Origin of the sequence: Nonomuraea sp. NPDC052265 (assembly GCF_044547985.1) — a bacterium.
Lineage (GTDB): Bacteria > Actinomycetota > Actinomycetes > Streptosporangiales > Streptosporangiaceae > Nonomuraea.
The window spans coordinates 341166-364639 of sequence record NZ_JBIUBJ010000004.1; the positions used below are offsets into that span (position 1 = coordinate 341166).

The 23474-nt window shown below is 73.0% G+C and carries 22 protein-coding genes; 9 read left to right on the forward strand and 13 right to left on the reverse strand.

From position 1 onward, the window contains the following. Nucleotides 1-31: 31 nt before the first annotated feature. The 4 genes from ACIHAD_RS15170 to ACIHAD_RS15185 all read right to left on the reverse strand — a co-directional run bounded on the left by ACIHAD_RS15170 (nucleotide 32) and on the right by ACIHAD_RS15185 (nucleotide 3205). Nucleotides 32-556 (reverse strand): hypothetical protein, encoded by a 525-nt coding sequence (locus ACIHAD_RS15170; protein ID WP_397355015.1) that lies wholly within the window; start codon nucleotides 554-556, stop codon nucleotides 32-34. A 64-nt stretch (nucleotides 557-620) separates the two neighbouring features. Beyond that, on the reverse strand, nucleotides 621-1571 hold the full coding sequence (locus ACIHAD_RS15175) for a TIGR01777 family oxidoreductase (protein ID WP_397355016.1): 951 nt from the start codon (nucleotides 1569-1571) through the stop codon (nucleotides 621-623). Between the two features lie 71 nt (nucleotides 1572-1642). Then, entirely contained in the window at nucleotides 1643-2518 is an 876-nt protein-coding gene (locus ACIHAD_RS15180; RefSeq protein WP_397355017.1) for an aldo/keto reductase, read from the reverse strand. Between the two features lie 60 nt (nucleotides 2519-2578). Beyond that, nucleotides 2579-3205, reverse strand: coding sequence for a class I SAM-dependent methyltransferase (locus ACIHAD_RS15185; RefSeq protein WP_397355018.1), 627 nt, complete (start codon nucleotides 3203-3205; stop codon nucleotides 2579-2581). Between the two features lie 147 nt (nucleotides 3206-3352). On the opposite strand from ACIHAD_RS15185, the gene ACIHAD_RS15190 reads away from it, so the two are divergent. Together ACIHAD_RS15190 and ACIHAD_RS15195 are read left to right on the forward strand one after the other, a co-directional pair. Next, nucleotides 3353-4117, forward strand: a complete 765-nt coding sequence (locus ACIHAD_RS15190) for an SDR family NAD(P)-dependent oxidoreductase (RefSeq protein ID WP_397355019.1) — start codon at nucleotides 3353-3355, stop codon at nucleotides 4115-4117. Nucleotides 4118-4176: 59 nt separating this feature from the next. Continuing rightward, nucleotides 4177-4785: a DUF4142 domain-containing protein gene (locus tag ACIHAD_RS15195; RefSeq protein WP_397355020.1), complete on the forward strand. Its 609-nt coding sequence runs from the start codon at nucleotides 4177-4179 to the stop codon at nucleotides 4783-4785. 162 nt (nucleotides 4786-4947) lie between these two features. Here ACIHAD_RS15195 and ACIHAD_RS15200 read toward each other — a convergent pair whose 3' ends face one another. From ACIHAD_RS15200 to ACIHAD_RS15240, 9 genes are all read right to left on the reverse strand, one after another. Beyond that, a complete protein-coding gene (locus ACIHAD_RS15200; RefSeq protein WP_397355021.1) occupies nucleotides 4948-8031 on the reverse strand; it encodes a chondroitinase family polysaccharide lyase in 3084 nt (1027 codons plus the stop codon). 161 nt (nucleotides 8032-8192) lie between these two features. After that, a complete protein-coding gene (locus ACIHAD_RS15205) occupies nucleotides 8193-9605 on the reverse strand; it encodes an aldehyde dehydrogenase family protein (protein ID WP_397355022.1) in 1413 nt (470 codons plus the stop codon). Next, nucleotides 9602-10642 (reverse strand): P1 family peptidase, encoded by a 1041-nt coding sequence (locus ACIHAD_RS15210; RefSeq protein ID WP_397355023.1) that lies wholly within the window; start codon nucleotides 10640-10642, stop codon nucleotides 9602-9604. Before ACIHAD_RS15210 ends, ACIHAD_RS15205 begins: the two co-directional genes overlap by 4 nt. Beyond that, nucleotides 10642-11823 (reverse strand): M20 family metallopeptidase, encoded by a 1182-nt coding sequence (locus ACIHAD_RS15215; RefSeq protein WP_397355024.1) that lies wholly within the window; start codon nucleotides 11821-11823, stop codon nucleotides 10642-10644. Before ACIHAD_RS15215 ends, ACIHAD_RS15210 begins: the two co-directional genes overlap by 1 nt. Further along, on the reverse strand, nucleotides 11820-12668 hold the full coding sequence (locus ACIHAD_RS15220) for an ATP-binding cassette domain-containing protein (protein ID WP_397355025.1): 849 nt from the start codon (nucleotides 12666-12668) through the stop codon (nucleotides 11820-11822). The genes ACIHAD_RS15215 and ACIHAD_RS15220 overlap by 4 nt, the downstream gene beginning before the upstream one ends. Beyond that, a complete protein-coding gene (locus tag ACIHAD_RS15225) occupies nucleotides 12637-13551 on the reverse strand; it encodes an ABC transporter ATP-binding protein (protein WP_397355026.1) in 915 nt (304 codons plus the stop codon). The genes ACIHAD_RS15220 and ACIHAD_RS15225 overlap by 32 nt, the downstream gene beginning before the upstream one ends. After that, entirely contained in the window at nucleotides 13538-14359 is an 822-nt protein-coding gene (locus ACIHAD_RS15230) for an ABC transporter permease (RefSeq protein WP_397355027.1), read from the reverse strand. Before ACIHAD_RS15230 ends, ACIHAD_RS15225 begins: the two co-directional genes overlap by 14 nt. A gap of 8 nt (nucleotides 14360-14367) precedes the next feature. Continuing rightward, nucleotides 14368-15306, reverse strand: coding sequence for an ABC transporter permease (locus ACIHAD_RS15235; protein WP_397355028.1), 939 nt, complete (start codon nucleotides 15304-15306; stop codon nucleotides 14368-14370). After that, on the reverse strand, nucleotides 15303-16802 hold the full coding sequence (locus tag ACIHAD_RS15240; protein WP_397355029.1) for an ABC transporter substrate-binding protein: 1500 nt from the start codon (nucleotides 16800-16802) through the stop codon (nucleotides 15303-15305). The genes ACIHAD_RS15235 and ACIHAD_RS15240 overlap by 4 nt, the downstream gene beginning before the upstream one ends. An 88-nt stretch (nucleotides 16803-16890) precedes the next feature. Here ACIHAD_RS15240 and ACIHAD_RS15245 point away from each other — a divergent pair, with 88 nt between their 5' ends. The 7 genes from ACIHAD_RS15245 (at nucleotide 16891) to ACIHAD_RS15275 (ending at nucleotide 23433) form a co-directional block, all read left to right on the forward strand. Next, nucleotides 16891-17640 carry a FadR/GntR family transcriptional regulator gene (locus ACIHAD_RS15245; protein ID WP_397355030.1) on the forward strand — a complete coding sequence of 250 codons (750 nt, stop codon included), beginning with the start codon at nucleotides 16891-16893 and terminating at the stop codon, nucleotides 17638-17640. 29 nt (nucleotides 17641-17669) lie between these two features. Continuing rightward, nucleotides 17670-18638 carry an adenylate/guanylate cyclase domain-containing protein gene (locus ACIHAD_RS15250; RefSeq protein ID WP_397355031.1) on the forward strand — a complete coding sequence of 323 codons (969 nt, stop codon included), beginning with the start codon at nucleotides 17670-17672 and terminating at the stop codon, nucleotides 18636-18638. A gap of 27 nt (nucleotides 18639-18665) precedes the next feature. Continuing rightward, nucleotides 18666-19142, forward strand: coding sequence for a SigE family RNA polymerase sigma factor (locus tag ACIHAD_RS15255; RefSeq protein ID WP_397355032.1), 477 nt, complete (start codon nucleotides 18666-18668; stop codon nucleotides 19140-19142). Next, nucleotides 19139-20158 (forward strand): hypothetical protein, encoded by a 1020-nt coding sequence (locus tag ACIHAD_RS15260; RefSeq protein WP_397355033.1) that lies wholly within the window; start codon nucleotides 19139-19141, stop codon nucleotides 20156-20158. The genes ACIHAD_RS15255 and ACIHAD_RS15260 overlap by 4 nt, the downstream gene beginning before the upstream one ends. A gap of 10 nt (nucleotides 20159-20168) precedes the next feature. Continuing rightward, nucleotides 20169-20927, forward strand: a complete 759-nt coding sequence (locus ACIHAD_RS15265) for an aminotransferase class IV (RefSeq protein ID WP_397355035.1) — start codon at nucleotides 20169-20171, stop codon at nucleotides 20925-20927. Beyond that, nucleotides 20909-21154 carry an LLM class flavin-dependent oxidoreductase gene (locus ACIHAD_RS15270; protein WP_397355036.1) on the forward strand — a complete coding sequence of 82 codons (246 nt, stop codon included), beginning with the start codon at nucleotides 20909-20911 and terminating at the stop codon, nucleotides 21152-21154. The genes ACIHAD_RS15265 and ACIHAD_RS15270 overlap by 19 nt, the downstream gene beginning before the upstream one ends. Before the next feature lie 119 nt (nucleotides 21155-21273). After that, a complete protein-coding gene (locus tag ACIHAD_RS15275) occupies nucleotides 21274-23433 on the forward strand; it encodes a choice-of-anchor J domain-containing protein (RefSeq protein ID WP_397355037.1) in 2160 nt (719 codons plus the stop codon). Nucleotides 23434-23474 lie beyond the last annotated feature (41 nt).

Here is a 23474-nt window from a genome sequence, read left to right on the forward strand (position 1 = left end):
CGCTCAAGCGGGCCTCCGAGCGCGAAGGCGCTCAGCCCAGGGCGCGCAGGGCCTGTTCCGCGTTGTCGCCGGTGCCCACGGCCACCTCGCCACCGTCGCGGTCGCGGGCGACGGCGATCACGCCGGACCCGGTCGGATGGCGGCTCAGGGTGACCGTGCAGCCGTCGCGCAGCAGCGCCTCGACGCCGCCCGCCCCCGGCGGCGCGACCTGCTCACCCGTCCGGGGCCCGAGCAGGCGGGTGGCCGCGATCAGCGCGGCGACCGGGGTCCGGTGCCGGGCCAGCAGCACGGGGCTGTCGTCGTACGGCTCGGCGACCTGCCGGACGAGATCCCCGAGCTTGGCCTTGGCCGTGGACAACGACACCACCGGCAACCCGGTCAGCACCCCCGGGACCTTGGACAGCGGCACCAGCGCGGCCCACTCCCAGCGTTCCCGCGTGATCAGCGTGACCTGTCCCTCGCCCGCCGCGCCCACCAGCGCCCCCCATCGGGACCGCGCCTCCTCGACCCCGATCGGGACGCCCAGCCTGGCCTCCAGCTCGCTGTAATTGATCATGAGGAAACCGTAAGGCACCTTACGGTTTTCTCGCAAGCCTCCTCACGACCCGGCGCCGTGCGGGTCAGCCCCTCCGGCGGAGGCGCACTCTCCGGACGAGGTCCTCGGCGGCCTGCGGCCACTCGGGGTGCTCGAAGGCGAAGCCCGCCTCCGGGAGCCGGCCCGGGACGACCCGGCGACTCTTGAGCAGCAGCTCGGTGTCGGACCGCAGCGCGTACGCGCCGAGCTCGGCCATCCACCGCGTCGCCGGCAGGCCCACCGGCACACCGCAGGCGGACCGCAGCGCCCGCATGAACGCGGCCTGCGGCAGCGGCCCGGGGGCGGCCAGGTTGACCGGTCCGCTCAGGTCGTCCCGCCCGGCCAGGAACTCGACCGCGCGGACGAGGTCGCGGTCGTGGATCCAGGACATGTACTGGGCGCCGCCCGCGACCGCGCCGCCGAGGCCGAGCCGCGTCAGGCGCAGCAGCACGTCGAGCACACCGCCACGGTCGGGGCTCATCACCATGGCGGTGCGCAGGACGACCTTGCGCGTGTCCGGGGTCTCGGCCCGCTCCTGCTCCCGCTCCCACGCCCTGGCGATCTCGACGCTGTAGCGCCAGTAGCCCGGCACGCCGGGTTCGTCGCCGCCGATCAGGCCGGTCGCCTCGTCGTTGGGCGCGTCGAAGCGGTGGGCGTAGACGGTGGCGGTGCTCATCTGCAGCCAGACCCGGGGCGGGCGCCCGGCGGCGGCGATCGCCCGGCCGACGACCCGGGTGGAGCGCACCCGCGAGTCCATCATGGCCCGCAGGTTGCCGGGGGTGTAGCGGCAGTTCACGCTCCGCCCGGCCAGGTTGATCACGAGGTCGCTGCCGTCGATCTCCCGCGCCCACGCGCCCAGGGTCTCGCCGTCCCAGGCGACCTCGCCCTCCCGGGCCGGCCGCCGGGTCAGGACCACGACGTCGTGTCCGGCGGCGGTCAGGGCCCGGCGGAGGATCTCGCCGACCTGTCCGGTGCCTCCAGGAATCACCGTCTTCACCCGGCCGACACTACTCCTGGCTTTTGAACTCGTTCAGACAGGGGTCCCGTGTCGTTCGGCGTGCAGGTGGATCACTCCAGGGCGTGCATGTCCTCGGCGGTCAGGACGAGGCCGACGGCGTCCAGGTTCTCCTCCAGGTGGGCGGGCGAGCCGGTGCCGGGCGTGGGCAGGACGACCGGGGAGCGGTGCAGCAGCCAGGCCAGCGCCACCTGGCCGGAGGTCGCGCCGTGCCGGGCGGCCACCCGCTCGATCGCCGTGCCCGTGCCCGTGCCCGTGGTGAGGGAGCCGTTCCCGAGGGGGAACCAGGGCAGGAACGCGATGCCCTGTTCCGCGCACCGCTCCAGCACCGGCTCCGACTCCCGGTCCAGCACGTTGAACCGGTTCTGCACGGACGCCGGCCGCAGGACGGTCAGCGCCTCGTCGAGCTGGTCCAGGGTGACGGTGTCGAGCCCGATGTGCCGGATCTTGCCCTCTTCGCGCAGCTCGGCCAGCGTGCCGAGCTGGTCGGCGAGCGGCACCGCGGGGTCGATGCGGTGGAGCTGGTAGAGGTCGACGGTCTCGGTGCGCAGGCGGCGCAGGCTCGCCTCGCACATGGCGCGCAGGTTTTCGGGGCGTCCGGCGGCGTGCCACTTGTCCGGCCCTGTACGGATCACGCCGCCCTTGGTGGCCAGCACCAGGTCGCCGGGGTACGGATGGAGCGCCTGGGCGATCAGCTCCTCGGCGATGTCCGGGCCGTAGTTGTCGGCGGTGTCGAGGAGCGTGACGCCGCGCTCGACGGCCCGGCGCAGGAGCGCGACCGCCTCGCCGGGCGTCAGGCGTGGGCCCCAGTAGCCGGGGCCGGTGAGCTGGGCGGTGCCGTAGCCGAGGCGTCGTACCCGCAGCTCACCGGCGATCTCGAACGTCGTGCCCACCACCGTGCCTGTCCCCTTCCCGGCGAAGGGGCCCATCGTACGGCGGCCTCACCGCTGGGCTCCCCGCACCCCCTCTGATACGACGGCCGTGTGTTCTCAGAGCACGGCCACCACCGCGTAGCGCTCGTCGGTGATCTCCTTGCCCCACAGGGCCGGATCCGGGAGGGGGTGCACCTGGAGGCCGGCGACCAGAGGGCGCAGGGCGGCGGTCAGGTCGTCGGCGGTGACGCCGCCCATCCAGGGAAAGTGCTCGCCCGGCACGTAGTCGGATTGCCCGGAGGTCTGCCAGCGGCCCTCCACCAGCACCAGCCGGCCGCCGGGGCGCAGCAGTGAGACCCAGCGGGTCAGCGCCGCCCGCGGGTCGGGGATGGTCCACAGCAGGTGGCGGGCCAGCACGACGTCGAAGCGGCCATCGCCGACGGGCGGGTCGGCCGCGTCGCCGGTCAGCACCACGGCGTCGGTGGCGGCCAGCTTGACCCGGGCCCGCTCGACCATGCGCGGGGCGAGGTCGACGGCGGTCAGGCGATGGCCCTGGGCGGCCAGGAGCAGCGACAACGAGCCCGTGCCGCAGCCCAGGTCGAGCACGTCGAGGGGCCCCGCGGGCACCCACTCGGCCAGGCGTGCCGCCCAGGCGGCCCTGATCCCGGGGTCGCGGAGCCCGTGATCGGCTTCGTCGTCGAAGGAGTCGGCGGCGGCGTCCCAGAAGCCGGCGATGGTCGTCATGGCTCGCATCCTGGCAGGCGGCACCGACAGTTCCGCGCCTCCGCCCGTACGGCTCCACGCTCGGGTTTCCGAGCGGCGGGTGCGGTGGCGTGAGGCGGGCGGGTACACCTGGTGTACTGGTCTGACCAGTCGCTAGTGTTTCTCAGCATGACGGGATATGACGCGCTGTTCCGCCTCGACGGGCGGCGGGCCGTGGTGATCGGGGCCGGGAGCGGGATCGGCAGGGAGGCGGCGTCCGCCCTGGCCGCGCATGGGGCGTCCGTGGTGTGCGCGGACCGGGACCTGGCCGCCGCGCGGGAGACCGCCGCCGGGTGCGAGGGCACGGCGCGCCTGCTCGACGTGCTGGACGCCGACGCCGTACGAGCGGCCGCCGCCGAGGAGCCGGCCGACGTGCTGGTGCTCACGGCGGCGACGAACGTCCGCAAGCGGCTGCTCGACTACTCCGGCGAGGAGTTCGACCGGGTGGTGGGGCTGAACCTGCGGGCCTCGTTCGACGTGGTGCGGGCGTTCGGCGCCGGGATGGTGGAACGGGGGCGTGGGTCGATCATCGGGTTCGCGTCGATCCGGGCGTCTGTGACCGAGCCGGGGCAGGGCGTGTACTCGGCCACGAAGGCGGGGCTGGTGCAGTTGCTCCGGACGGCGGCGGCCGAGTTCGGCCCGCACGGCGTGCGCGTCAACGCGATCGCGCCCGGCGTCGTGGAAACCCCGCTGACCAGGCAGATCAAGGACAACCCCGACTGGTACGCCGCGTACGCCGCCAAGAGCGCCCTCGGACGGTGGGCGACCGCGCCCGAGATGGCGGGCGCGGTGGTCTACCTGGCGAGCGACGCGGCGAGCTTCGTGACGGGCTCGGTGTTGTACGTGGACGGCGGCTGGACCGCCGTGGACGGCCGTTTCGATCCGCCCAATTGAGGTGAATACTCCCGACCGAAGGGGGCAGCAGGCACGGGTCCCATTGAAGGGAGGGACTCATGAGAACAGCACGGAGCCACTTAGCACCCGCGGGAATCGCGGCCGTGCTGGCGTTGACCGTGTCCGCCACCGCCCCCGCCGCGGCCCAGGCCGTCACCGCCGTCCGGCCGGTGGCCGCGTCCGGCACCGCGACCGGCCTGTCCGTCCAGGCGTCCCACGCCTCGGCGCAGGACCGGGCGTACCTGCGGCAGGCGCACCGCGGCAATCTCGCCGAGATCGCGGCCGGCAGGGCCGCGCTCCGCAGGTCGCACGACAAGGACGTGCGCGAGATCGCCTGGCGGCTGATCCGTGACCACCGCGAGCTCGACGCCCGGCTGCGCGACGTGGCCCGGCGGCTGCGCGTCGGCCTGCCGGACGCGCCGGGCGCCGCCCAGCGCGACAGCCTGGACGCGGTGCTCGCCCGCCGTTCCGGTCACCGCTTCGACCGGGCGTGGCTGCGTCTCCAGGCAGAGGCGCACGAGCGGACGCTCACGCTGATCAAGCGCGAGCTGCGGCACGGTCACTCCGGCTGGGTACGGGACCTGGCGCGCGACGGCGCCCCCGTGGTCCGGCACCACCTGCACGAGGTCCGTGCGGAGCTCGACCGCCACGCCCACCGACCGGCGTGAACCGTCGCGCCCGTTGACCGGCGTGAACCGTCACGCTCACTGATCGGCGTGACCCATCGCGCCCACTGACCGGCGTGACCCCGTCCCGTGGCCGGGATGTGAACCGTTGCGGCCACGGGTGGTGAGCCCCCGGGCGGGGGCGGCCCCCCGCCTCCGCCCGGGTCAGGTCGCGGGCTTCAGCCGCACCTGCACCGGCTGCCCGTGCACGGTCTCGAACTCCAGGACCGTGCGCGGCCCGGTGATCCTGGCCCGGCACGGCCGGCCGGCGTCGGCCCGCCACCGCCCGTCCAGGGTGACCCGCATCAGGTGCGGGTGGCTGGGGCTCGCCAGCCAGGGTCGCGACCACGGGCTGTAGTGCCCGACGTAGCGGCCCTTCTCGTACTGGTCCTGGTCGATCCCGCCGTAAAGGCGCAGGTCCGGATCGCACACCGCGAGGACCAGCGTCTCGCCCTCCTCGCGGACGAGCAGCATCGAAGGCGTGTCGACCTCGCGTACCAGACCTTCCAGGCGGGTGCGCTCGAACACCGCGTACCCGGTGATGCCGGTGTCACGGTCCCGTACGACGTGGGCGGCCGTGTCGGCGCGCAGCACCTGGTACGGGGCTCGTGCGGCGTCCCCCATCGCGGCGGCGAAACCGGCCATGCGCTCGGCCGTGGCGTTCACGACCATCGCGTACTCGTACGTCCCGTTCCGTGGGGCGGTGCCGTGCCTGATCCAGGCCGTGGCGAAGTCTCCGCTGGTGGGCTCTTCCGTGGCGTTGTTGCGGGAGGTCTGGGTCGAGCGGGTCAGGGCCACTTTCTGCCCGGCGGGCAGGTAGTAGCCGAGGCCCTTGTCGTCGAGCAGCCAGCGCGGCCCGCCGTCGAGCGCCTGGTGGGGGAACGCGGTGACCGCCGTGCCGTCCACCACGGTGGGCGCGTTCCTGTTCGGCAGCCGGGTCTGGAAGAGCGTGGTCTCGGTCTCGTCCGCGGTGTCGTCGTTGGTGATGCCGGTGCCCAGGGCCACGACGCGGTCGTCGAACAGGAACACCGACTTGCGGGCCCGGTGCGTGCCGTCGTACTTGGGGTGTCCGTGCAGGTCCATGGCGAACAGGGCGTTGCGTCCGTCGATGGTGCAGGCTCCGGCGAAACGGGAGTCGGTGAGGAGCATCTCCTCGATGGCCCCGGTCAGGTCGCCCTTGAGCTGATCGAGCGGTTTGTGGATGACCGTGGTGCCGGGGCGGCGGTTCCAGTCCCAGCCGGGCTGGGCGTAGCCGCTGTCCTGGTTGGTGACGGGGTCGCCGCGGTGCAGGACCTGGATCTGGCCGTAGGTGTTGTAGCGGCCGTACCAGTTGGCGCCGACGTAGATCTCGGTGCTCCACAGGTAGCGGTTGTGCCCGCGTACCGTGATCTGCCATTCGTCGCGGCGGTGGACGGCGAGCGCCGCGTAGTTGAGCGCCCAGGCGCCGGTCGGAGCCGGTTCCGGGGCGATGCCGCGCGCGGCGAGCCGGGCCGCGAGCTCCTTCTGCCGCCCGGTCGGGCCGGCGGGCAGCAGGCGCAGGAAGGCGGCGGCGATCTCGTCGTCGATCGGGGCCAGCCACTCGAACGGGACGATCGACAGCGCGGTGGCGCCGCTGGGGTTGCGGCCGCTGACGGAGATCGGCCAGTGGTTCTTGTTGGCGTAGACGCGCTGCGTGAGCAGTGCCTTGCGCAGCCACCCGTACGCCTCCCGCGAGATCGCGAACGAGCCGCCGTGCAGCACGTAGACCAGCGGCGCGAGCCCGGTGAAGCCGTCGCGGACGTAGTCGGGGAAGAAGCCGACGTGGTGGAAGGCGGTGCCGTCCGGCTTGATGCCGTCCTGGATGCCGTCGGTGGGCAGGAGGGTGGCGTTCAGCCAGTCGCGCAGCGCCCGCAGGTACGCCACCTGCTCGGCCTCGCCGTCGCGCAGCAGCACGGCCGCCAGCATGCCGCGGACCGTGGTGTTGTACAGGTCCATCATGCTGCCCCGGGCCATCCGGAAGCCGAAACCGCGGAAGATCCGGCCGAGTCCGCTCAGCCATTCCAGATCCGCTCGTACCCGCTCCAGCTCCCCCGCCTCGCGCAGGGCGTCCCGCATGAGGTGGACGGAGTCGTAGAGGCCGCGGGTGTCGTAGCCGAGGTGGTGGATGGTGCCCTGGCAGCTTCCCTTGGTCCAGCCCTGTTCCCGCAGGTGGACGACCATGCGCAGGTAGAGCGCGGCCAGCGCGGGACGGTCGGCGGGGGCGGCCTGGTGGGCCTGGGCGATCGTCTTCATCAGGTCGGTGCAGGCGCGCAGCGTGACCGGGTTCACGAACGCCTTGAGCTCGGCGGCGATCTCGGCCGGGTAGATCTGCGCCTGGTAGGCGTGCGTGGGGCGGCCCTCCAGGGCGGCCACCTGGGCCGTCAGCCCGGGCAGGTCCGGCTTGACCTGGGCGATCAGGTATTCGTCGTGGTAGCGGGTGTGCAGGGCGCGCAGCGAGGCCAGCTCGTCGGCGGACGGCGGCGACCGGTCGGGCTCGACGGTGTCCAGGAGCCGGTCGAAGCGGTGGAGGGCCTGCCAGTGCTGGTTGTCGTACTCGTCGCCCTCGGGGGCGATGTCCGGGAGCTGGTGGTCGCGGCAGGGGGCGTCGGGGCGCAGCGGCACGTTCAGCATGAGCTGGTCGAGGTGCAGGGTCCCGGCCCTGCGCGGCGCGACGATCCGCAGGGTGTCCATGTCGGGGTGGGGCTTGCCGTGCATGTCGTACGCGTACCGCACCCACGCCGTACGCCAGCCGCTGAACCCGAGCCGGAACTCGAACCACAGGTCGGTGCGCTCACCCCGTCCGAACTCGAACCTGAGCACGTCGTCCACGGGCTCGGCGTTGTGCACCCACACGCAGAACGCGTCCACCAGCCCCTGCCACGCCTGGTCGTCGCCGAGCCGGTAGGGGTCGGGCGCCCACCGCAGCGGCGCCCGGACGGTGATCACGTCACGGCTCGCGTGCTCCCACCGCAGCGACCTCGTCCCGCACACGGCGACCCGGTCGCTGATCGACAACGTGGAGCCCTGGCCGACGGCGAAGTGCGGCGGGACCGCGCTCTCCAGCAGGAACACCGGCGGGTCCATCGCCATGGCCCGCTGCTCCAGCCCCTCGCCGGCCGGCCCGCCCACCGGCCCGCCCGCCGCGAGGGCCGCCGTCCCCGGGCCGCCGGCCGTGAGGAAAGCGCTTGCCGCACCTGCCTTGAACACCGTTCTGCGCGTGATCTCCACCATGCGCGCCATCCAACGCGACCGATGCCGGAAGGTAAAGACAACTCGTCGAACCGTTACCCTCACCGGAGGGCGCCCGGTCGGCGGCCACCTGCCGCAGGTCGTGGAGATCGGCTGCCGTCGGCCCCCGCCGGGAGGGCGGTCGCGCCACCCTCCAGTGATCGTCAGGGGCGGATGATCGCCATTCTGGTCACCGTCAGTTCCTCGATGGCGAACCTCGGGCCCTCGCGGCCGGTTCCCGAGTCCTTGACGCCGCCGTACGGCATGTTGTCGGCCCGGAAGCCGGGCACCTCGTTCACCACCACGCCGCCGGCCTCGATGCGGTCTATGGCGGTGAAGGCGGTGGCCAGCGAGCGGGTGTAGACGGAGGCGTGCAGGCCGTACCGGGAGCGGTTGACGGCCTCGAAAGCGGCGTCCAGGCCGGGCACCGCGCGTACGCACACCACCGGGCCGAAGATCTCCTCGTCCCACGCCGCGGCGCCGTCGGGCACGCCGGAGAGCACCGTCGGCGCGATCGCCCGGCCCTCCCGCGCCCCGCCGGCGACCACCTCGGCGCCCGAGGCGGTGATCCACTCCAGGACGCGGTCCGTGGCGGCGGGGTCGATCAGCGGGGCCACGCGGGTCCCGGGCAGGCGCGGGTCGCCGACGGTGACGTCCTTGACGCGGGCGGCCAGCAGCGCCAGGAACTCCTCCCGTACGGGCTCCTCCACCAGCACCCGCTGCACCGCGATGCACGCCTGGCCGGAGGCGTAGTAGCCGCCGCGCACGACGGCGTCGGCGGCGGCCTCAAGGTCGGCGTCGGCGGCGACCACGAGGGCGGCGTTGGAGCCGAGTTCGAGCAGCACCTTGGTGGGGGCGGCGGCGCGGGCGATGGCGTGCCCGGCGGCGGCCGAGCCGGTGAAGGAGACCGCGCCGATCCGCCGGTCCTCGACCAGCGTGCGGCCGACCTCGACGTCCCCGGTGACGAGCTGGACGCCGGCGGGCGGCAGGCCGCCCTCGCGGAGCAGGTGCACCAGGCGGAGCGTGGCCAGGGGCGTCGCCGGGGCGGGCTTGACGATCACCGGGCAGCCCGCCGCCACCGCCGGGGCGATCTTGTGGGCGGCCAGGAGCAGCGGGTAGTTGAAGCCGGTGATCCCGACGACGACGCCGATCGGCCGCCGCGTCCAGAACCCGACCAGCCCCTCCCCCGACGGCAGCAGGTCCAGCGGGACGGTCTCGCCGTGCAGCCGGGCGACCTCCTCGGCGGCCGTGGCGAGGGTGAGCAGCGTCCTGGCCACCTCGACCCGGCAGTCGACCAGCGGCTTGCCGGTCTCCAGGACCAGCAGCAGCTCGAACTCCTCGCGGCGGGCGGCGAGCGCGTCGTGCGCCGCCATGAGCGCGGCGCGGCGGGCGTGCGAGGGCAGCGCGGCCATGGCGGGCGCGACCGCCAGCGCCTCCTCCAGGGCCCGGACGGCGTGGGCGGGGGTGCCCAGCGGGGCGCGGGCCACCACCGAGCCGTCGTAGGGGAAGACCACGTCGGTGGTGTCCTCGGTGGTGACCCATCCGTCGCCGATGGGCAGGCCGTCCGGCCAGGTCATCTGTCTCCCCCTAGAACGCTCGGGAACACGTCGAGGTACGCGGGCGCGCCCTCGCGGCCGGTGGCGGCGAGCATGGCGTGGGCCACCGCCCGGCTGAACACGTCGGCCGCGGCGGCCAGGACGTCCTGGAGCCCGTCGGGGCCGGGGGCCGGGCGGGCGCAGGTGGCCAGGCCGAAGACGGTGTCGCCGTCGACCATGGTGTGGGCCGGCCGGATGGCTCTGGCCAGGCCGTCGTGGGCCACACCGGCCAGCTTGCCGCACTGGGCCTTGGTGAGGGTGAGGTCGGTGGCCACCACGCCGATGGTGGTGTTGAACGAGGTCACCTTGTCCGGGCGCCACGCCCCGGCCTCGACGGGGTCCGGGGGGCTGAGGTGGCCGAACTCGCCGGGCAGCCCGTAGCGGACGCCGGCCAGGGTGGCGCCCGTGGGGTCGAGGACGGATCCGGCGGCGTTGACGACGGCCAGGGCGGCCACGGTGACGCCGCCGGGCAGGACGGCGCTGGCGGTCCCGACGCCGCCGGCCAGTCCGCCCGCCATCGCTCCGGCACCGGCCCCGACGGACCCGCTGGCGGTGACGAGGAAGGGGGAGGCGGCGTCGTAGGCGGCGGCTCCCAGGGTGGCGTCGGGGGTGGCGCGGAAGTCGCCGCCGCGCCCGAGGTCGTAGATGACGGCCGCCGGGACGATGGGCACCACGCCGCCCGCCACCGGGAACCCGATCCCCGCGTCGGCCAGCCGTTCCATCACCCCGCACGCCGCGCTCAGCCCGTACGCGCTGCCGCCCGACAGCACGACGGCGTGCACGCGCTCGACCAGGTTGCGCGGGTCGAGCAGCTCGGTCTCGCGGGTGCCGGGAGCGGCGCCGCGCACGTCCACGCCGGCCACCACGCCGTCCGGGGGCGCCAGCACCACGGTCGTGCCCGTACGGAACCCGCCGCCCACCCGCTGCGCGTGCCCGACGCGCAACCCGGCCACGTCGACCAGCGAGTTCGTCGCCCCGGCACGCATCCCGGGTCCGGGCTCGGGAAGCTCGGCAAGCATCAGAAGTCCCGGTGCAGGAAGCGCCGCGCCGCCTCGGCGAACACCCGGGTGCACCGGACGATCTCCGCGACCTCGACGTACTCGTCCGCCTGGTGGGCGATCCACTTGCCGCCGGGGCCGTACACGACCGAGGGGATGCCGCCCCAGTGGGTGAGCACGGTCCCGTCGGTCGAGCCGGGCACGCCGCCGTAGACCGGCTCCTCCCCCGTCACCGTGCGGTGGGCCGCCGCCAGCGCGGCCACCACCGGGTCGGTCACCGGCACGTCCACCGGCGGCCGGTCCACCAGGACCGACACCGACGCCTCGATCCCGTCGGAGGCGGCGGCGAGGGCGGCCACCCGGTCGGCCACGACCTTGTGCTCCAGCCCGGGGACCGTCCGCACGTCGACGAAGACGGACGCGGTGGCGGGGATGACGTTGACCTGCTCGTCGCTGCCCGCGCGGACCACGGTCGGGGTCACGTACACCTCGCCGAGGTGCTCGTGGGCCGGATGCCGTTCCTGGAGCTCCTGCTGGAGGGAGCGCAGGGCGACCAGCAGCGTGCCGACCGCCTGGACGGGGTTGCGGCCGTGCTGCGGCATCGCGCCGTGGGCCATCTTGCCGGTGAGGTCGACGCGCAGCCGCAGGGCGCCCTTGGCCACCGCGCAGATCTCCCCGGCCTCGGGCTCGGCGACGATCGCGCCGTCCACGCCGGCGGCCAGCCCGGAGGCGACGAAGTGGTGGGCGCCGATCATCAGGCCCTCCTCGTCGGCCAGCGCGCACACCTTGATCCGGCCGGGGAACGGGCCCGCGAGCTGGAGGGCGCGGGTGGCGTAGAGGGTGGCGGCCAGGCCGGACTTCATGTCGGCGCTGCCCCGGCCCCACAGCCGCCCGTCGCGGATCTCGCCGCCGAACGGGTCGACGGTCCAGGTGGACAGGTCGCCCTCGGTGACGACGTCGGTGTGGCCCTCGAACATCAGTGTCGGCCCGTCACCGCCGCCGCCCTCGACCACCGCGACGACGTTGGCGCGTCCGGGGGCGGCCTCGCTGACGACGGGGTCCCAGCCCCACTCGCGCATCCTGGCCTCGACCAGGGCGGCGGCGGGCCGCTCCGTGCGCCCGCGTGCGGGGTCGTTGGTGCTGGGGATGCGCACCAGGGCCTGCGTGAACTCCACGACTCCCCGCTCGTCGACGTCGATCACAACAATCCCTCCAGGGTCGGTACGGCCTGCAGCAGGTCACGCGTGTAGGGGTGGCGCGGCGCGGCCCAGACGTCGTCCACCGGGCCCGTCTCGACGATCTGGCCGCCGCTCATGACGGCCACGGTCTCGCACACGTGCCGGACCACCGACAGGTCGTGCGAGACGAACACGAGCGTGAGGCCCAGCTCGTCCACCAGGTCGGCGAGCAGGTTGAGGATCTGGCCGCGTACGGACACGTCCAGGGCGCTGACGGGCTCGTCGGCGACCAGCACCTTCGGCCGGGGCGCGAGCGCCCGGGCGATGGCGATGCGCTGCCGCTGCCCGCCGGAGAACTGGTGGGGGTAGCGGTCGGCGGCCGAGGCGGGCAGGCCGACCTCCTCCAGCAGCTCCGGCACCCGCGTGCCGACCGGCAGGCCGAGCGCGACCAGCGGCTCGGCCACCAGGTCGCGCACGCGCATACGCGGGTCGAGCGAGCTCATCGGGTCCTGGAAGACGATCTGCAGGTTCTCCCGCAGGAAGCGCAGCCGCCGCTCCGGCAGGCGGGTGATCTCCCGTCCGTCGAAGGCGACGGACCCTGAGGTGGGCCGGTCGAGGCCGCACAGCAGGCGCAGCAGCGTGGACTTGCCGGAGCCGGACTCGCCGACGATGCCGAACCGCTCGCCGCGGCGGACCGTCAGCGACACGTCCCGCAGCGCGTGGACGGGCGCGCCCGGTCTGGTGAGCGAGGTGCGCGGGCGATGGTAGACGCGGCTGAGCCCGCGCGCCTCGATCAGCGGCCCGTGCGGTGGCTCATTCTGCGGCTCATCCTGTGGCTCATTCCGCGGGGTGCCAGCATGCGTGGGCATGGCCGTCTCCTGTCAGCGCCGGCGGGGTCTCGCACCGCGGGGTGGCGTGCGGGCAGCGGTTGCGGAACACGCAGCCCTCGGGGAAGGCGCCCGCGGGCGGCACGCTGCCCTTGATGGTGGGGAGCCTGGTGCCGCGCGGGGTGAGCCGGGAGGCGGCCAGCAGGCCCTCGGTGTAGCGGTGGCGGGGGCGGGTGAAGACCTCGCGGATGGGCCCGGTCTCGACGACGCGGCCGCCGTACATGACGATCACCCGCTCGCAGACGGAGGCCACGACCGCCAGGTCGTGGGTGATGAACAGCAGCGCGGGGGCGACATCGGCGATCAGCTCCAGCATCTGCCTCTGCACGGTGACGTCGAGCGCGGTGGTGGGCTCGTCGCAGATGAGCAGCCCCGGCTCGTTGGCCAGGGCGATGGCGAGCATGACGCGCTGCCGCTGGCCGCCGGAGAGCTGGTGGGGGTAGGCGCGGGCGATCTGTCCGGGTTCGGGGAGCCGGACGCGTTCCAGGAGGACGAGCGCGCGCCGCCCGGCCTCGGCGCGGGAGACGCCGTGCAGCGTCATCACCTCGGCGACCTGGGCGCCGACGCGCATGAGCGGGTTGAGCGCGGTCATCGGCTCCTGGAAGACCATCGACAGCTCGCGTCCGCGCAGGTCCTTCAGCCGCTTCTCGGGCACGCCGACCAGGTCGCGCCCACCGAGCCTGGCCACGCCGGAGGCGGTGACGCCCTCGGGCAGCAGGCCCATGAGCGACAAGGCGGTCAGCGACTTGCCGGACCCGGACTCGCCGATCAGCCCGACCCGCTCGCCCGGCCCGATCGCGAAGGACACGTCATGGACGAGCCCCACCCCGTCGGCCCGTACGCTCAGCCCCTCAACGCTCAGCACGGATCCTCCTGAGCTTGGGATCGAGGTGGTCGCGCAGCCCGTCGCCGAGCAGGTTGAACCCGAGGACGGCGAGCGCGATCGCCAGGCCAGGCCAGAGCGCGAGGCGCGGGGTGGAGAACAGCAGTTCCTGCGACTCCTGCAACATCCGCCCCCACGACGGCGTCGGCGGCCGGGTGCCGAACCCGAGGAACGACAGCGCCGCCTCGGCCAGGATCGCGATCGCGAACGACACCGAGGCCTGCACGATCAGCACGGACCCGATGTTCGGCAGCACGTGCCGTACGGCGATCCCGCCCCGGCGGCGGCCCGCGGCGCGGGCGGCCAGGACGTAGTCGGTCACCATGACCTGGAGCGTCGCGGCGCGGGCCACCCGCGCGAACGCGGGCACGGTGGCCACCCCGATCGCGATCATCGCGGTGAGCGTCCCGGCTCCGTAGACCGCGCCCAGCATGACGGCCAGCAGCAGCGCCGGGAAGGCGAACACCAGGTCGTTGACCCGCATGATCAGCTCCGACAGCCAGCCGCGCGGCGTCATCCCGGCGACCACGCCGAGCGGCACGCCGAGCACGGCGGCGATGCCGACGGCCACCACGCCGACGTAGAGGGTGGTGCGCGCGCCGACCATGAGCTGGCTGAGGGTGTCGCGGCCGAACTTGTCGGCGCCCAGCAGGTAGCCGCCGCCCGGGTCGCGCAGCTTGCGGGCGGCGTCGACGAGGGTCGGGTCGTGCGGCGTCCAGACGAACGAGACCAGCGCGGCCAGCGTCACCAGCCCGACCAGCACGCCGCCGGTCAGCAGCGCGGCGTTCACCCGGCCCCTCATCGCAGCCTCGGGTCGAGCAGGCGGTAGGCGACGTCCACCACGAAGTTGATCAGCAGGACCGCGGCCACCAGCACCATCACCACACCCTGGACGAGCAGCAGGTCGCGCCCGGCCACGCCGTTGAGCAGCAGGTCGCCGAGCCCGGGCAGGACGAAGACGCGCTCGACCACCACCGCCCCGATCAGCAGGGTGGCCAGTTGCAGGCCGAACACGGTGACCACGGGGATCGAGGCGTTGCGCAGGCCGTGCCGCCACAGGGCGCCGGTGCTGCCGCGGCCCTTGGCGCGGGCGGTGCGCAGGTAGTCCTCGCGCATGACGTCGAGCACGGCGCTGCGCACGTAACGGGTGAGCACGGCGCCCTGGACGAGCCCGAGCGACAACCACGGCAGCAGCAGCGAGCGCAGCCATTCCTGGGGGCTGTCGGCGAAAGGGACGTATCCGCCGGAGGGCAGCGCCTGCGCCTTCACCGCGAACACGAACACCAGCAGGATGCCCGCGAGGAAGGCGGGGACGGCGATGCCGAGCTGGCTGACCGCGCTGACCGCCGCGCCGAGCGGGTTGCGGTGGTGGACGGCGGCGAACGTGCCGAGCGGCACCGCGACGGCCAGCGCCAGCACCATGCCGCCGAGCACCAGCACGGCCGTCACGCCGAGCCGTTCGCCGATCTGCGGGCCGATCGGCGCGCTGGTGACGTAGGAGACGCCGAAGTCGCCGTGGGCCAGGCCGCCGATCCAGTCGAGGAACTGCGCGGCCGGCGGCCGGTCGGTGCCGAACTGCGCGCGCAGCGCGGCGACCGCGTCGGGGGTGGCGTTGACGCCGAGCGCGATCTCGGCCGGGTCGCCGGGCAGCAGCGCCATGAACGCGAACACCGCGACGGCGGCGACGGCGGCGCTCACGATCAGCACCGCCAGCCGTTTGAGCAGGTAGAGCGTCACTGCTTGGCGAGACCGGTGAAGTCGAAGGACTCCGCGATGGCGTTCTTCGGCAGCCCGGTGACGCCCTTCTTCGCCACGATCAGGTTGGGGAACAGGAACAGCCAGTCGGCGGCGGCGTCGTCGGACAGCAGCTTGGCGGCCTTCTTGAGGTCGTCGGTCTGCTGCTGCTCGGTGCCGGCGTCGGCGGAGGCGAGGAGCTTGCCGAACTCGGGGTTGTCGTAATGGAAGTAATACGATTTATCGGCAAAAATCCCCATGTCGCGGGGCTCGACATGGTTGATGATGGACAGGTCGTAGTCGCCCTGCTTGAACACCACGTCCAGCCAGCGGGCCGGGAACTCCAGCGGCTCGATGTCGGCCGTGATGCCCACCTGGGCGAGCTGCGACTTCACCACCTGCGCGCTCGCCACCGCGTACGGCAGGTTGGGGATGCGCATCTTGACGGTGAGCGTCTTGCCGCCCAGCAGTTCCTTGGCCTTGGCCGGGTCGTAGGGATAGTCGCCGGTGCGGTCCTCGTACCAGGGGTCGGTGGGCGGCACCATCGAGCCGATGAGCTGGCCGCGCCCGGCCCACGCGGTGTCCAGCAGCGCCTTGTGGTCGATCGCGTACCGGACCGCCTGGCGGGCCCTGACGTCGTCGAACGGCGGCCGGGCGTTGTTCATCGACAGCACGACCTCGCCGTTGGTGGAGCCCTCGACCGTCTGGAACCGGCCAGGATCGGCGAACTGCTGCAGCGACTCGGGCGCCTGCACGGCGGAGATGACGTCGATGCCGCCGGTCAGCAGCGCGTTGTTCATCGCCGTGGCGTCCTTGAAGTACTTGAGCGTGATCGCCGACAGCGCCGGCTTGGCCCCCCAGTAGGAGGGGCTGGCGGCGAGCTGGATCGACTCGCCGCGCTTCCACGCCCCCAGCGTGTACGGCCCGGTGCCGACGGGCTTGTTGGCCAGGTCGGCCACGCCGGTGCGGCTGAACATGGCGCCGAGCCGGGTGGCCAGGGCGTAGAGGAAGCCGTTGCTCGGCCGCTTGAGGGTGACGACCGCCGTGGTGTCGTCGGTCTTGGCCACCTTGTCGATGACGTCGAGCTGGGCCTTGATCTTGAGCTTCCAGTCGGTCCTGACCCGGTCGAGCGAGAACACCACGTCGTCGGCGGTGAACGGCGCGCCGCTGCTGAAGGTGACGCCCTTGCGCAGGGTGAAGGTGTAGGTCTTCCGGTCGTCGGAGACCGCCCACTTCTCGGCGAGCAGCGGCTTGATCGAGCCGTCCTGGTCGAGCTTGACCAGGCCCTCGTAGACGTTGACCAGCAACGCCTGCGGGATCGCCGCGCCCTCGGTGGCGGTGAAGTCGAGGTTGGCCGGCTCGGCCACGAATCCGACGGCCAGGGACTGTGCCTTGGGGGTGCCTCCGGTGCCGGAACCGCCCGAGCCGGAACCGCCGCCACAGGCGGCCGTGACCAGCAGGAGACCGCCCACGGCGATCCAGATCCCGATTCGCCTCATGTCTTACAGCCTCCTGGCTAGTGCACTGGTCTGACCAGTAGGCTACGCACATTGCCAGTCCGCGACGGCTCGGGTCAAGGGGGCTTCCATGGGTGCACGGTTCGAGCCGGTGCGAGCCGTACGCGCTTACGAACGGGTCGTGGAACAGGTCGAGGAGGCCATCGAGAGCGGGGCCCTTCGCCCGGGGGCGCGGCTGCCGAGCGAGCGCGAGCTGATGGTGCAGTTCTCGGTGGGCCGCTCCACGGTGCGGGAGGCGCTGCGCGTGCTCCAGGCGCGCGGCCTGGTGCGGTCCCGGCCCGGCGATCCCAACGGCGCCGAGGTGCTGCCGTTCTCCCCCGCCGCCTTGCACAAGTCGATGACCACGCTGGCGCGGGTGGCCGAGCTGTCGCTGGCCGAGCTGGTGCAGTTCAGGATGGTGCTCGACTCCTCGGCCGTGCTGCTGGCCGCGCGGCTGCGCACCGAGGAGCAGCTCGCCGAGATGGAGGCGGCCATCGCCGGCATGCGCGCCGCCGTGAGCTCCGACCACGACGCCTTCAGCGCCGCCGACGTGGCCTTCCACGACGTCATCGTGGCGGCCGGCGGCAACACGCTGATCCAGGTCTGCACCGACGTCGTCCGCTCGGTCGTGCTGGGGCTGGTCGCCGGGAAGCTCGCCGACGCGCCCGACCGCGGGTCGCTGATGCGGGAGAGCATCCGGCATCACGAGGAGGTGCTGGCCGCCGTCCGGGCCGGCGACGGGGCGTCGGCCGCGCGACTGCTCCGCAGGTCCATGTACGACTACTACGCCGTCCACCTGCCCGACGCCGAGCGCCCCGCCCTGCGCGCCCTCCTGGAGTGACGCCCGCCACAGGGTGTTATGTTGCACGCGTGTCACGCGAGGACGGGGACGGGGACGGGGTGGCGGAGGCGTTCCTGCGCGCGCCGCGCCGCTACACCAGCCACCAGGTGGCCCACATGGCCGGGGTCCCGGTCTACCGCGCGCGCCGGCTGTGGCGGGCGCTGGGGTTCGCCAACGTGGCCGACGACGCGGTCGAGTTCACCGACTCCGACGTCGAGGCGCTGCGCACCATGCTCTCGATGGTCAGCTCCGGCGCCTACGACGAGGAGCACATGCTGCTGATGGCCCGCTCGATCGGGCGGGCCACGGCCCGGCTCGCCGAGTCGCAGGCCGAGCTGGGCGCCGAGGCGCTCGACCAGGCGGGCGTGCCGCTGGCCGAGCGCCCGCGGGCCTGGCGGCGGCGGGCCGAGCGGGTGGTGCCCGACCTGGCGCGGCTGCTGGTCTACGCCTGGCAGCGCCAGCTCGCCGCCGCCGCCGGCCGCCTGGCCGACCAGGACATGAGCGCCGTGCGCATGGCGGTGGGGTTCGCCGACCTGGTGGCCTTCACCCGGCTCAGCAGGCAGATCACGGCGACCGAGCTGGCCAGGCTGGTCGACAGGTTCGAGGGCCGATCGGCCGACGTCGTGACGTCCTCGGGCGGGCGGGTGGTCAAGACGCTCGGCGACTCGGTGCTGTTCGTGGCCGACAAGGCGCACGTGGCGGCGGAGATCGCGCTGCGCCTGGTGGAGACCCACCGCGGCAGGGACATGCCCGAGCTGCGGGTGGGCCTGGCCGCCGGCCCGGTGATCTGGCGCATGGGCGACGTGTTCGGCACCACCGTCAATCTGGCCAGCCGGCTCACCGCGCTCTCCCTGCCTGGAACGATCCTGGCCGACCCCGAGATGGCCGAGGAGCTGGAGGGCGACCGGGCCTTCCTGCTGCGCGCGGTCGACCGGCTGTCGGTGCGCGGGCTGGGCGAACTGGCGCCGTTCACGATCATGCGCGCCGGGGCAACCTGACGTCGCCGACGATGCGTCAGTACCGGTGTGCCTGACAGAAAGCTCTTCCACGACTTCGTGGCCTCCCGGTCCGAGCGGTTGCTGCGGACCGCGTACCTGCTGACCCATGACTGGGGAACGGCCGAGGACCTGCTGCAGGAGTCCCTGGCCAAGGCGTGGTTCGCCTGGCCGCGCATCGACGAGCCCGAGCCGTACGTGCGGCGCGTGCTCGTGACGACGTACACGTCGTGGTGGCGGCGGCGCTGGCGTACGGAGCTGCCGAGCGACGCCCTGCCCGAGAAGAGCGCCAAGGCCGACCGGCACGGGCCCGATGAGCTGTGGGAGGCGGTGGGCAGGCTGCCCGCCAGGCAGCGCGCGGTGATCGTGCTGCGTTTCTACGAGGACCTGACGGTGCAGGAGGTGGCGCGGATCCTCGGGTGCCAGGACGGGACGGTCAAGAGCCAGACCGCCAAGGCGCTGGCCAAGCTGCGCGTCGACGAGTCGATCGTGAAGGAGTACCGATGAGCGTGCAGGACCTGCGTGACGTGTTGCGGGAGCGGGCCGAGGGTCCCACCCCGGCGAACCCGGCCCGCCACGAGCACATCCGCCGCCGCGTGCGCCGGACCCGGCGGCGCAGGGGCCTGACGGCCGCCGCGGCGGTGGTGGCGGCCGTGACCGTGTTCTCCCTGCTGCCGAGGTACGCCGCGCCCCCGCAGGAGGCGGCGACCCCGGCCGTCAAGGCGGCGCGCGAGCTGCCGGAACGGTTCACCGCCCACGACGGCACCGGCTACCGGCGGCTGGCCACGGCGACGGTCAGGACGGAGAAGACGACGAAGGCGTCGGTCACGATCCCGGTCTCGGGCAAGCCGCTGGACGTGGCCGCGCTGTGCGAGGGCGGCCCCGGGGCCAATCCGCCGGCGATCTCCGTGACCGGTGGCGACGTCGCGCCCTTCAAGTCCTTCTCCTCGTGCCCGAAGGACATGGAGCTGGTCCCGCTCGTCGTGCCCGGCGGGGCCGGCCAGGTCACGGTCACGTTCGACACGGCCACGAGGGGCTGGGGGTGCGTCCGCAAGGGCAAGGACGGGCCGTGCGTGACTCAGAGACCCGACCAGGCGGTCTGGAGCCTGGCCGTCTACGAATGGACCCCGCCCGTACGGCCGGTCGAGCCCGGGCCGCTGAAGCCGTTCCCCAAGCGGCTGGCGGGCTGGGGCCTGGCCGGCGCCACCCGGCAACTGGTGTGGCCTCAGGACAGGACGTTCACGGTCACGGCCCGGGGCGACGGCGGCCGGATCGGCATCGAGGCGCTCTGCGCCGGTGACCTGGCCCGGCGGATGTGGTTCACGTACCTGATCAAGGGCGGGAAGGGCGGCGAGGTGACCGCGACCTGCGGCCAGTGGGAGAGTGGCCCATATCCGATGGCGATGAACGAGTTCCCCGTCCCCGCGGGCAAGCCGGTGAAGGTCACCGTCAGGGCGGGCATCTGGGGCCCGGACACCAACCGCCCGGTCCGCTGGTCCGTGGCCGTCTACCGCAAGGGGTAACGTCGCTCCCGTGATCGTTCGAGCGGTGGTCGAGGGCAGGGCGGTCGACGCCGACGCGCGCTTCGCGCTGGAGGCCCGCTACGGGCACTTCACCGCCATGCAGGTCAGGGACCGGCGCACCCGCGGCCTGGCCCTGCACCTGGAACGGCTGGCGGCGGCCAACCTGGAGCTGTTCGGCGCCCGGCTCGACACCGCGGCGGTGCTCGCCTCGGTCAGGGCGGTGCTCGGCGACGACCTGCGCGACGCGGGTGTGCGCGTCTACGTCGTCGAGCACGACGGCCGCCCGCACGTGGTGGCCACCGCGGCCCCGCCCACCGAGGTCTCCACGCGCCCGCAGCGCGTCACGTCCGTCGCCTACCGGCGTTACCTGCCGCACATCAAGAAGGCGGCCGGGTTCGCCCAGGCGCACCTGCGGCGGACCGCAGCCCCCCTGGGCTTCGACGAGGCGCTGCTGACCACCGGCGACGGCCTGATCAGCGAGGGCGCGATCACGAACGTCGGCGGCTTCTCCGGCGGCCGCCTGCTGTGGCCGGACGCGCCCATGCTGCACGGCACGGCCATGGGCCTGCTGGAGGGCATGGACGTGCCCCAGGAGCGCCGCCCGCTGAAGGTCACCGACCTGCCGGGCTTCGACCTGGTGTTCCTGTGCAACTCCCACGGCGTGGTCCCGGTCGGCGAGGTCGACGGCGTCCCGCTGCGCCAGGACGCCGAGACGCTGGCCCGGCTGCTCGCCTTCTACGACGCCACCCCGTGGGACCCGCTGGATTGATCCCGGGCCGTCCGGCGTCGCACGCAGGCGCGACCCTGTACTCGATTCTCGACCGTTCGCTGCTCCGCCAGGCCTCCGACGCGGCCACCGCGCTGCGCGACACCGTCGCCTTCGCCCGGCAGGCCGAGGAGCTGGGCTACCACCGGTTCTGGGTGGCCGAGCACCACAGTGTGCCCGGCGTGGCGGGGACGGCGCCGACCGTGCGGCGGCCGGCCGTCCTGATCTGATCACCAATTCCGCCGTGTTTTGTTGGCAAATGCCCCTATTGCGCGCGTCAAACGGGGTCCGGTAATTACCGGATGTCACCCCTGTTCCATCCGGGCAACACCCATACCTAGGGGGTTCAATGGCGCGCACCCGAATCATCGGAATCGCTGCCGCACTTCTCTTACTGCCCGCGCTGACCGCGTTACCCGCGTCGGCCGAATCCAGGCAGGCGGCCACCACGGCCGCACCGCCGCCGAGCGACGTCAAGGAGCTCACCCGCAAGGACTTCACCCTCGACGGCAAGCCCGTCAAAGTCCCCGCGAAGTACGAGGCCCGTGCCACGGCCAAGGCCGCCGCCGAGACGCCGCCGGTCGGCACCGTACGGCAGTGGCTGGCCACGGACGACTACAACGGCCGCCTGTACCGCAAGGACTACACGCTGCGCGGCGTCGGCGACAACATCGAGGTCTGGGTCGCCAACGACCTGGCCTTCCCCGCCGGCGACTGCCGCATGCAGGTGCCCGGCACCACGGAGATCACCGACGCGCAGGTCACGAACCTGGTGCAGCAGTTCGACACGAACATGTACCCGAAGGAGACCGCGACCTTCAGCAGGCCGCCGGACCGGGACGGCAGCAACGCCACGCTCGGCCCCGACGCCAACGGCAACGGCGGCGTCTACACCGGCGCCGGCAATCGGACCGTGACGCTGATCGACAACGTCCGGGACGACAACTACTACACCTTCCCGGCCGCGACGACCTACATCGCGGGCTTCTTCTCCTCGCAGTACAACGAGCTGCTCGACCGCAACGTCATGACGATCGACGCGTTCGACTGGCTGCACAGGACCGGCGCGAACCCGCCCGACAACCCGACCTCCGACCTGTGCACCTCGCGCTCGGCCCGGCCCTACCAGTACGAGGGCGTCTTCGCCCACGAGTGGCAGCACCTGCTGCACTACTACACCGACCCCCTTGAGACCACCTGGATGAACGAGGGCCTGTCGGACTTCGCCATCTCGGTGACGGGTTACGGCAACCCCAAGGCGACGGTGTTCGAGAAGGGCTTCGACAACCACATCAACTGCTTCCAGGGCTTCGGCATCGTCCAGACGCCGTACAACCCGAACCCGCGCAACTGCGGCGGCCCGCAGAACTCGCTCAACCTGTGGGGCGACGGCGGCAACCCGGACGCGGTGCTGGCCGACTACGGCAACGCCTACTCGTTCATGCTGTTCCTGTACGACCGGTACGGCGCGGCGTTCCTGTCCAAGCTGCACCGTGACGGCGCCCTTCAGGGCCTGGCCAGCGTCAAGGCGGCGCTCGGCAGCACGAGCCTGTACCAGGTGATCCACGACTACCAGACGATGGTGCTGGTGGACAAGGTCGTGGGCAGCCGCGGCGTGGTGCTGGGCGTGCCGAAGAAGCGGGTGACGACCGCGAGCCTGAACTCGACGGTCAACCTCGCCAACCCGGCCTCGTACGACACCCCGGGCGCGGCCCCGAACGGCGCCGACTACGTGCAGATCCGCAAGCCCGGAGGGGCGGCGCCGACCTCGCTGTCGTTCCAGGGCGCCAAGACGCTGCCGCCGATCCCGCTGGCCTGGACCGTCGTCTCCGACGACCCCGACCGCGCGGGCAACCCGGTGCTGTGGTCGGGCAACGTCAGCAACCTCAACGTCGCCGCGGTCACCAAGGTGACGGTCCCCGCCGCCGACCCGGCGCTGCGCTTCCTCGCCAAGTACGGCGCGGAGTCCGGCTTCGACTACGGCTACGTGATCGTCTCCGCGGACGGCGGCAAGACCTACACCGCGATCCCCGGTGACAAGACGGTGGCCGGCCCGCTCGGCCCGGCCGTCAACGGCACCACCACCGGGTTCCAGCCGCACACCTACAGCCTGTCCGCCTACGCGGGCCAGGAGATCCTCGTCGGCTTCCAGTACGTGAGCGACGGCGGGGTCAACGAGGGCGGCTGGAAGATCGACGACGTCACGGTGGGTGCGACGGCGGTGAGCGACGGCGCGAGCCTGGAGCCGTTCGACTCCCCGACCGAGATCTCCCCGACGCCGGTCAGCAACTGGAACGTGCGCCTGGTCGGCCTGGACGAGCGGCACTCGGTGGTGCTGCAGGCCCAGTTCGACGGCAAGGGCACGATCAACCTCAACCGGCTGCAGCTCGCGCCGTTCGCGGTCTTCCCGTCGGTGGTCGCGATCGTGGCCTATGACGAGCCGACCGAGCAGGTGCAGCAGTACGCGCCGTACACGCTGAAGGTCAACGGCGTCACCCAGCCCGGGTGAGCCCGAGGAGGCGTCCGCCGGGGTCTCGGCGGGCGCCTCCT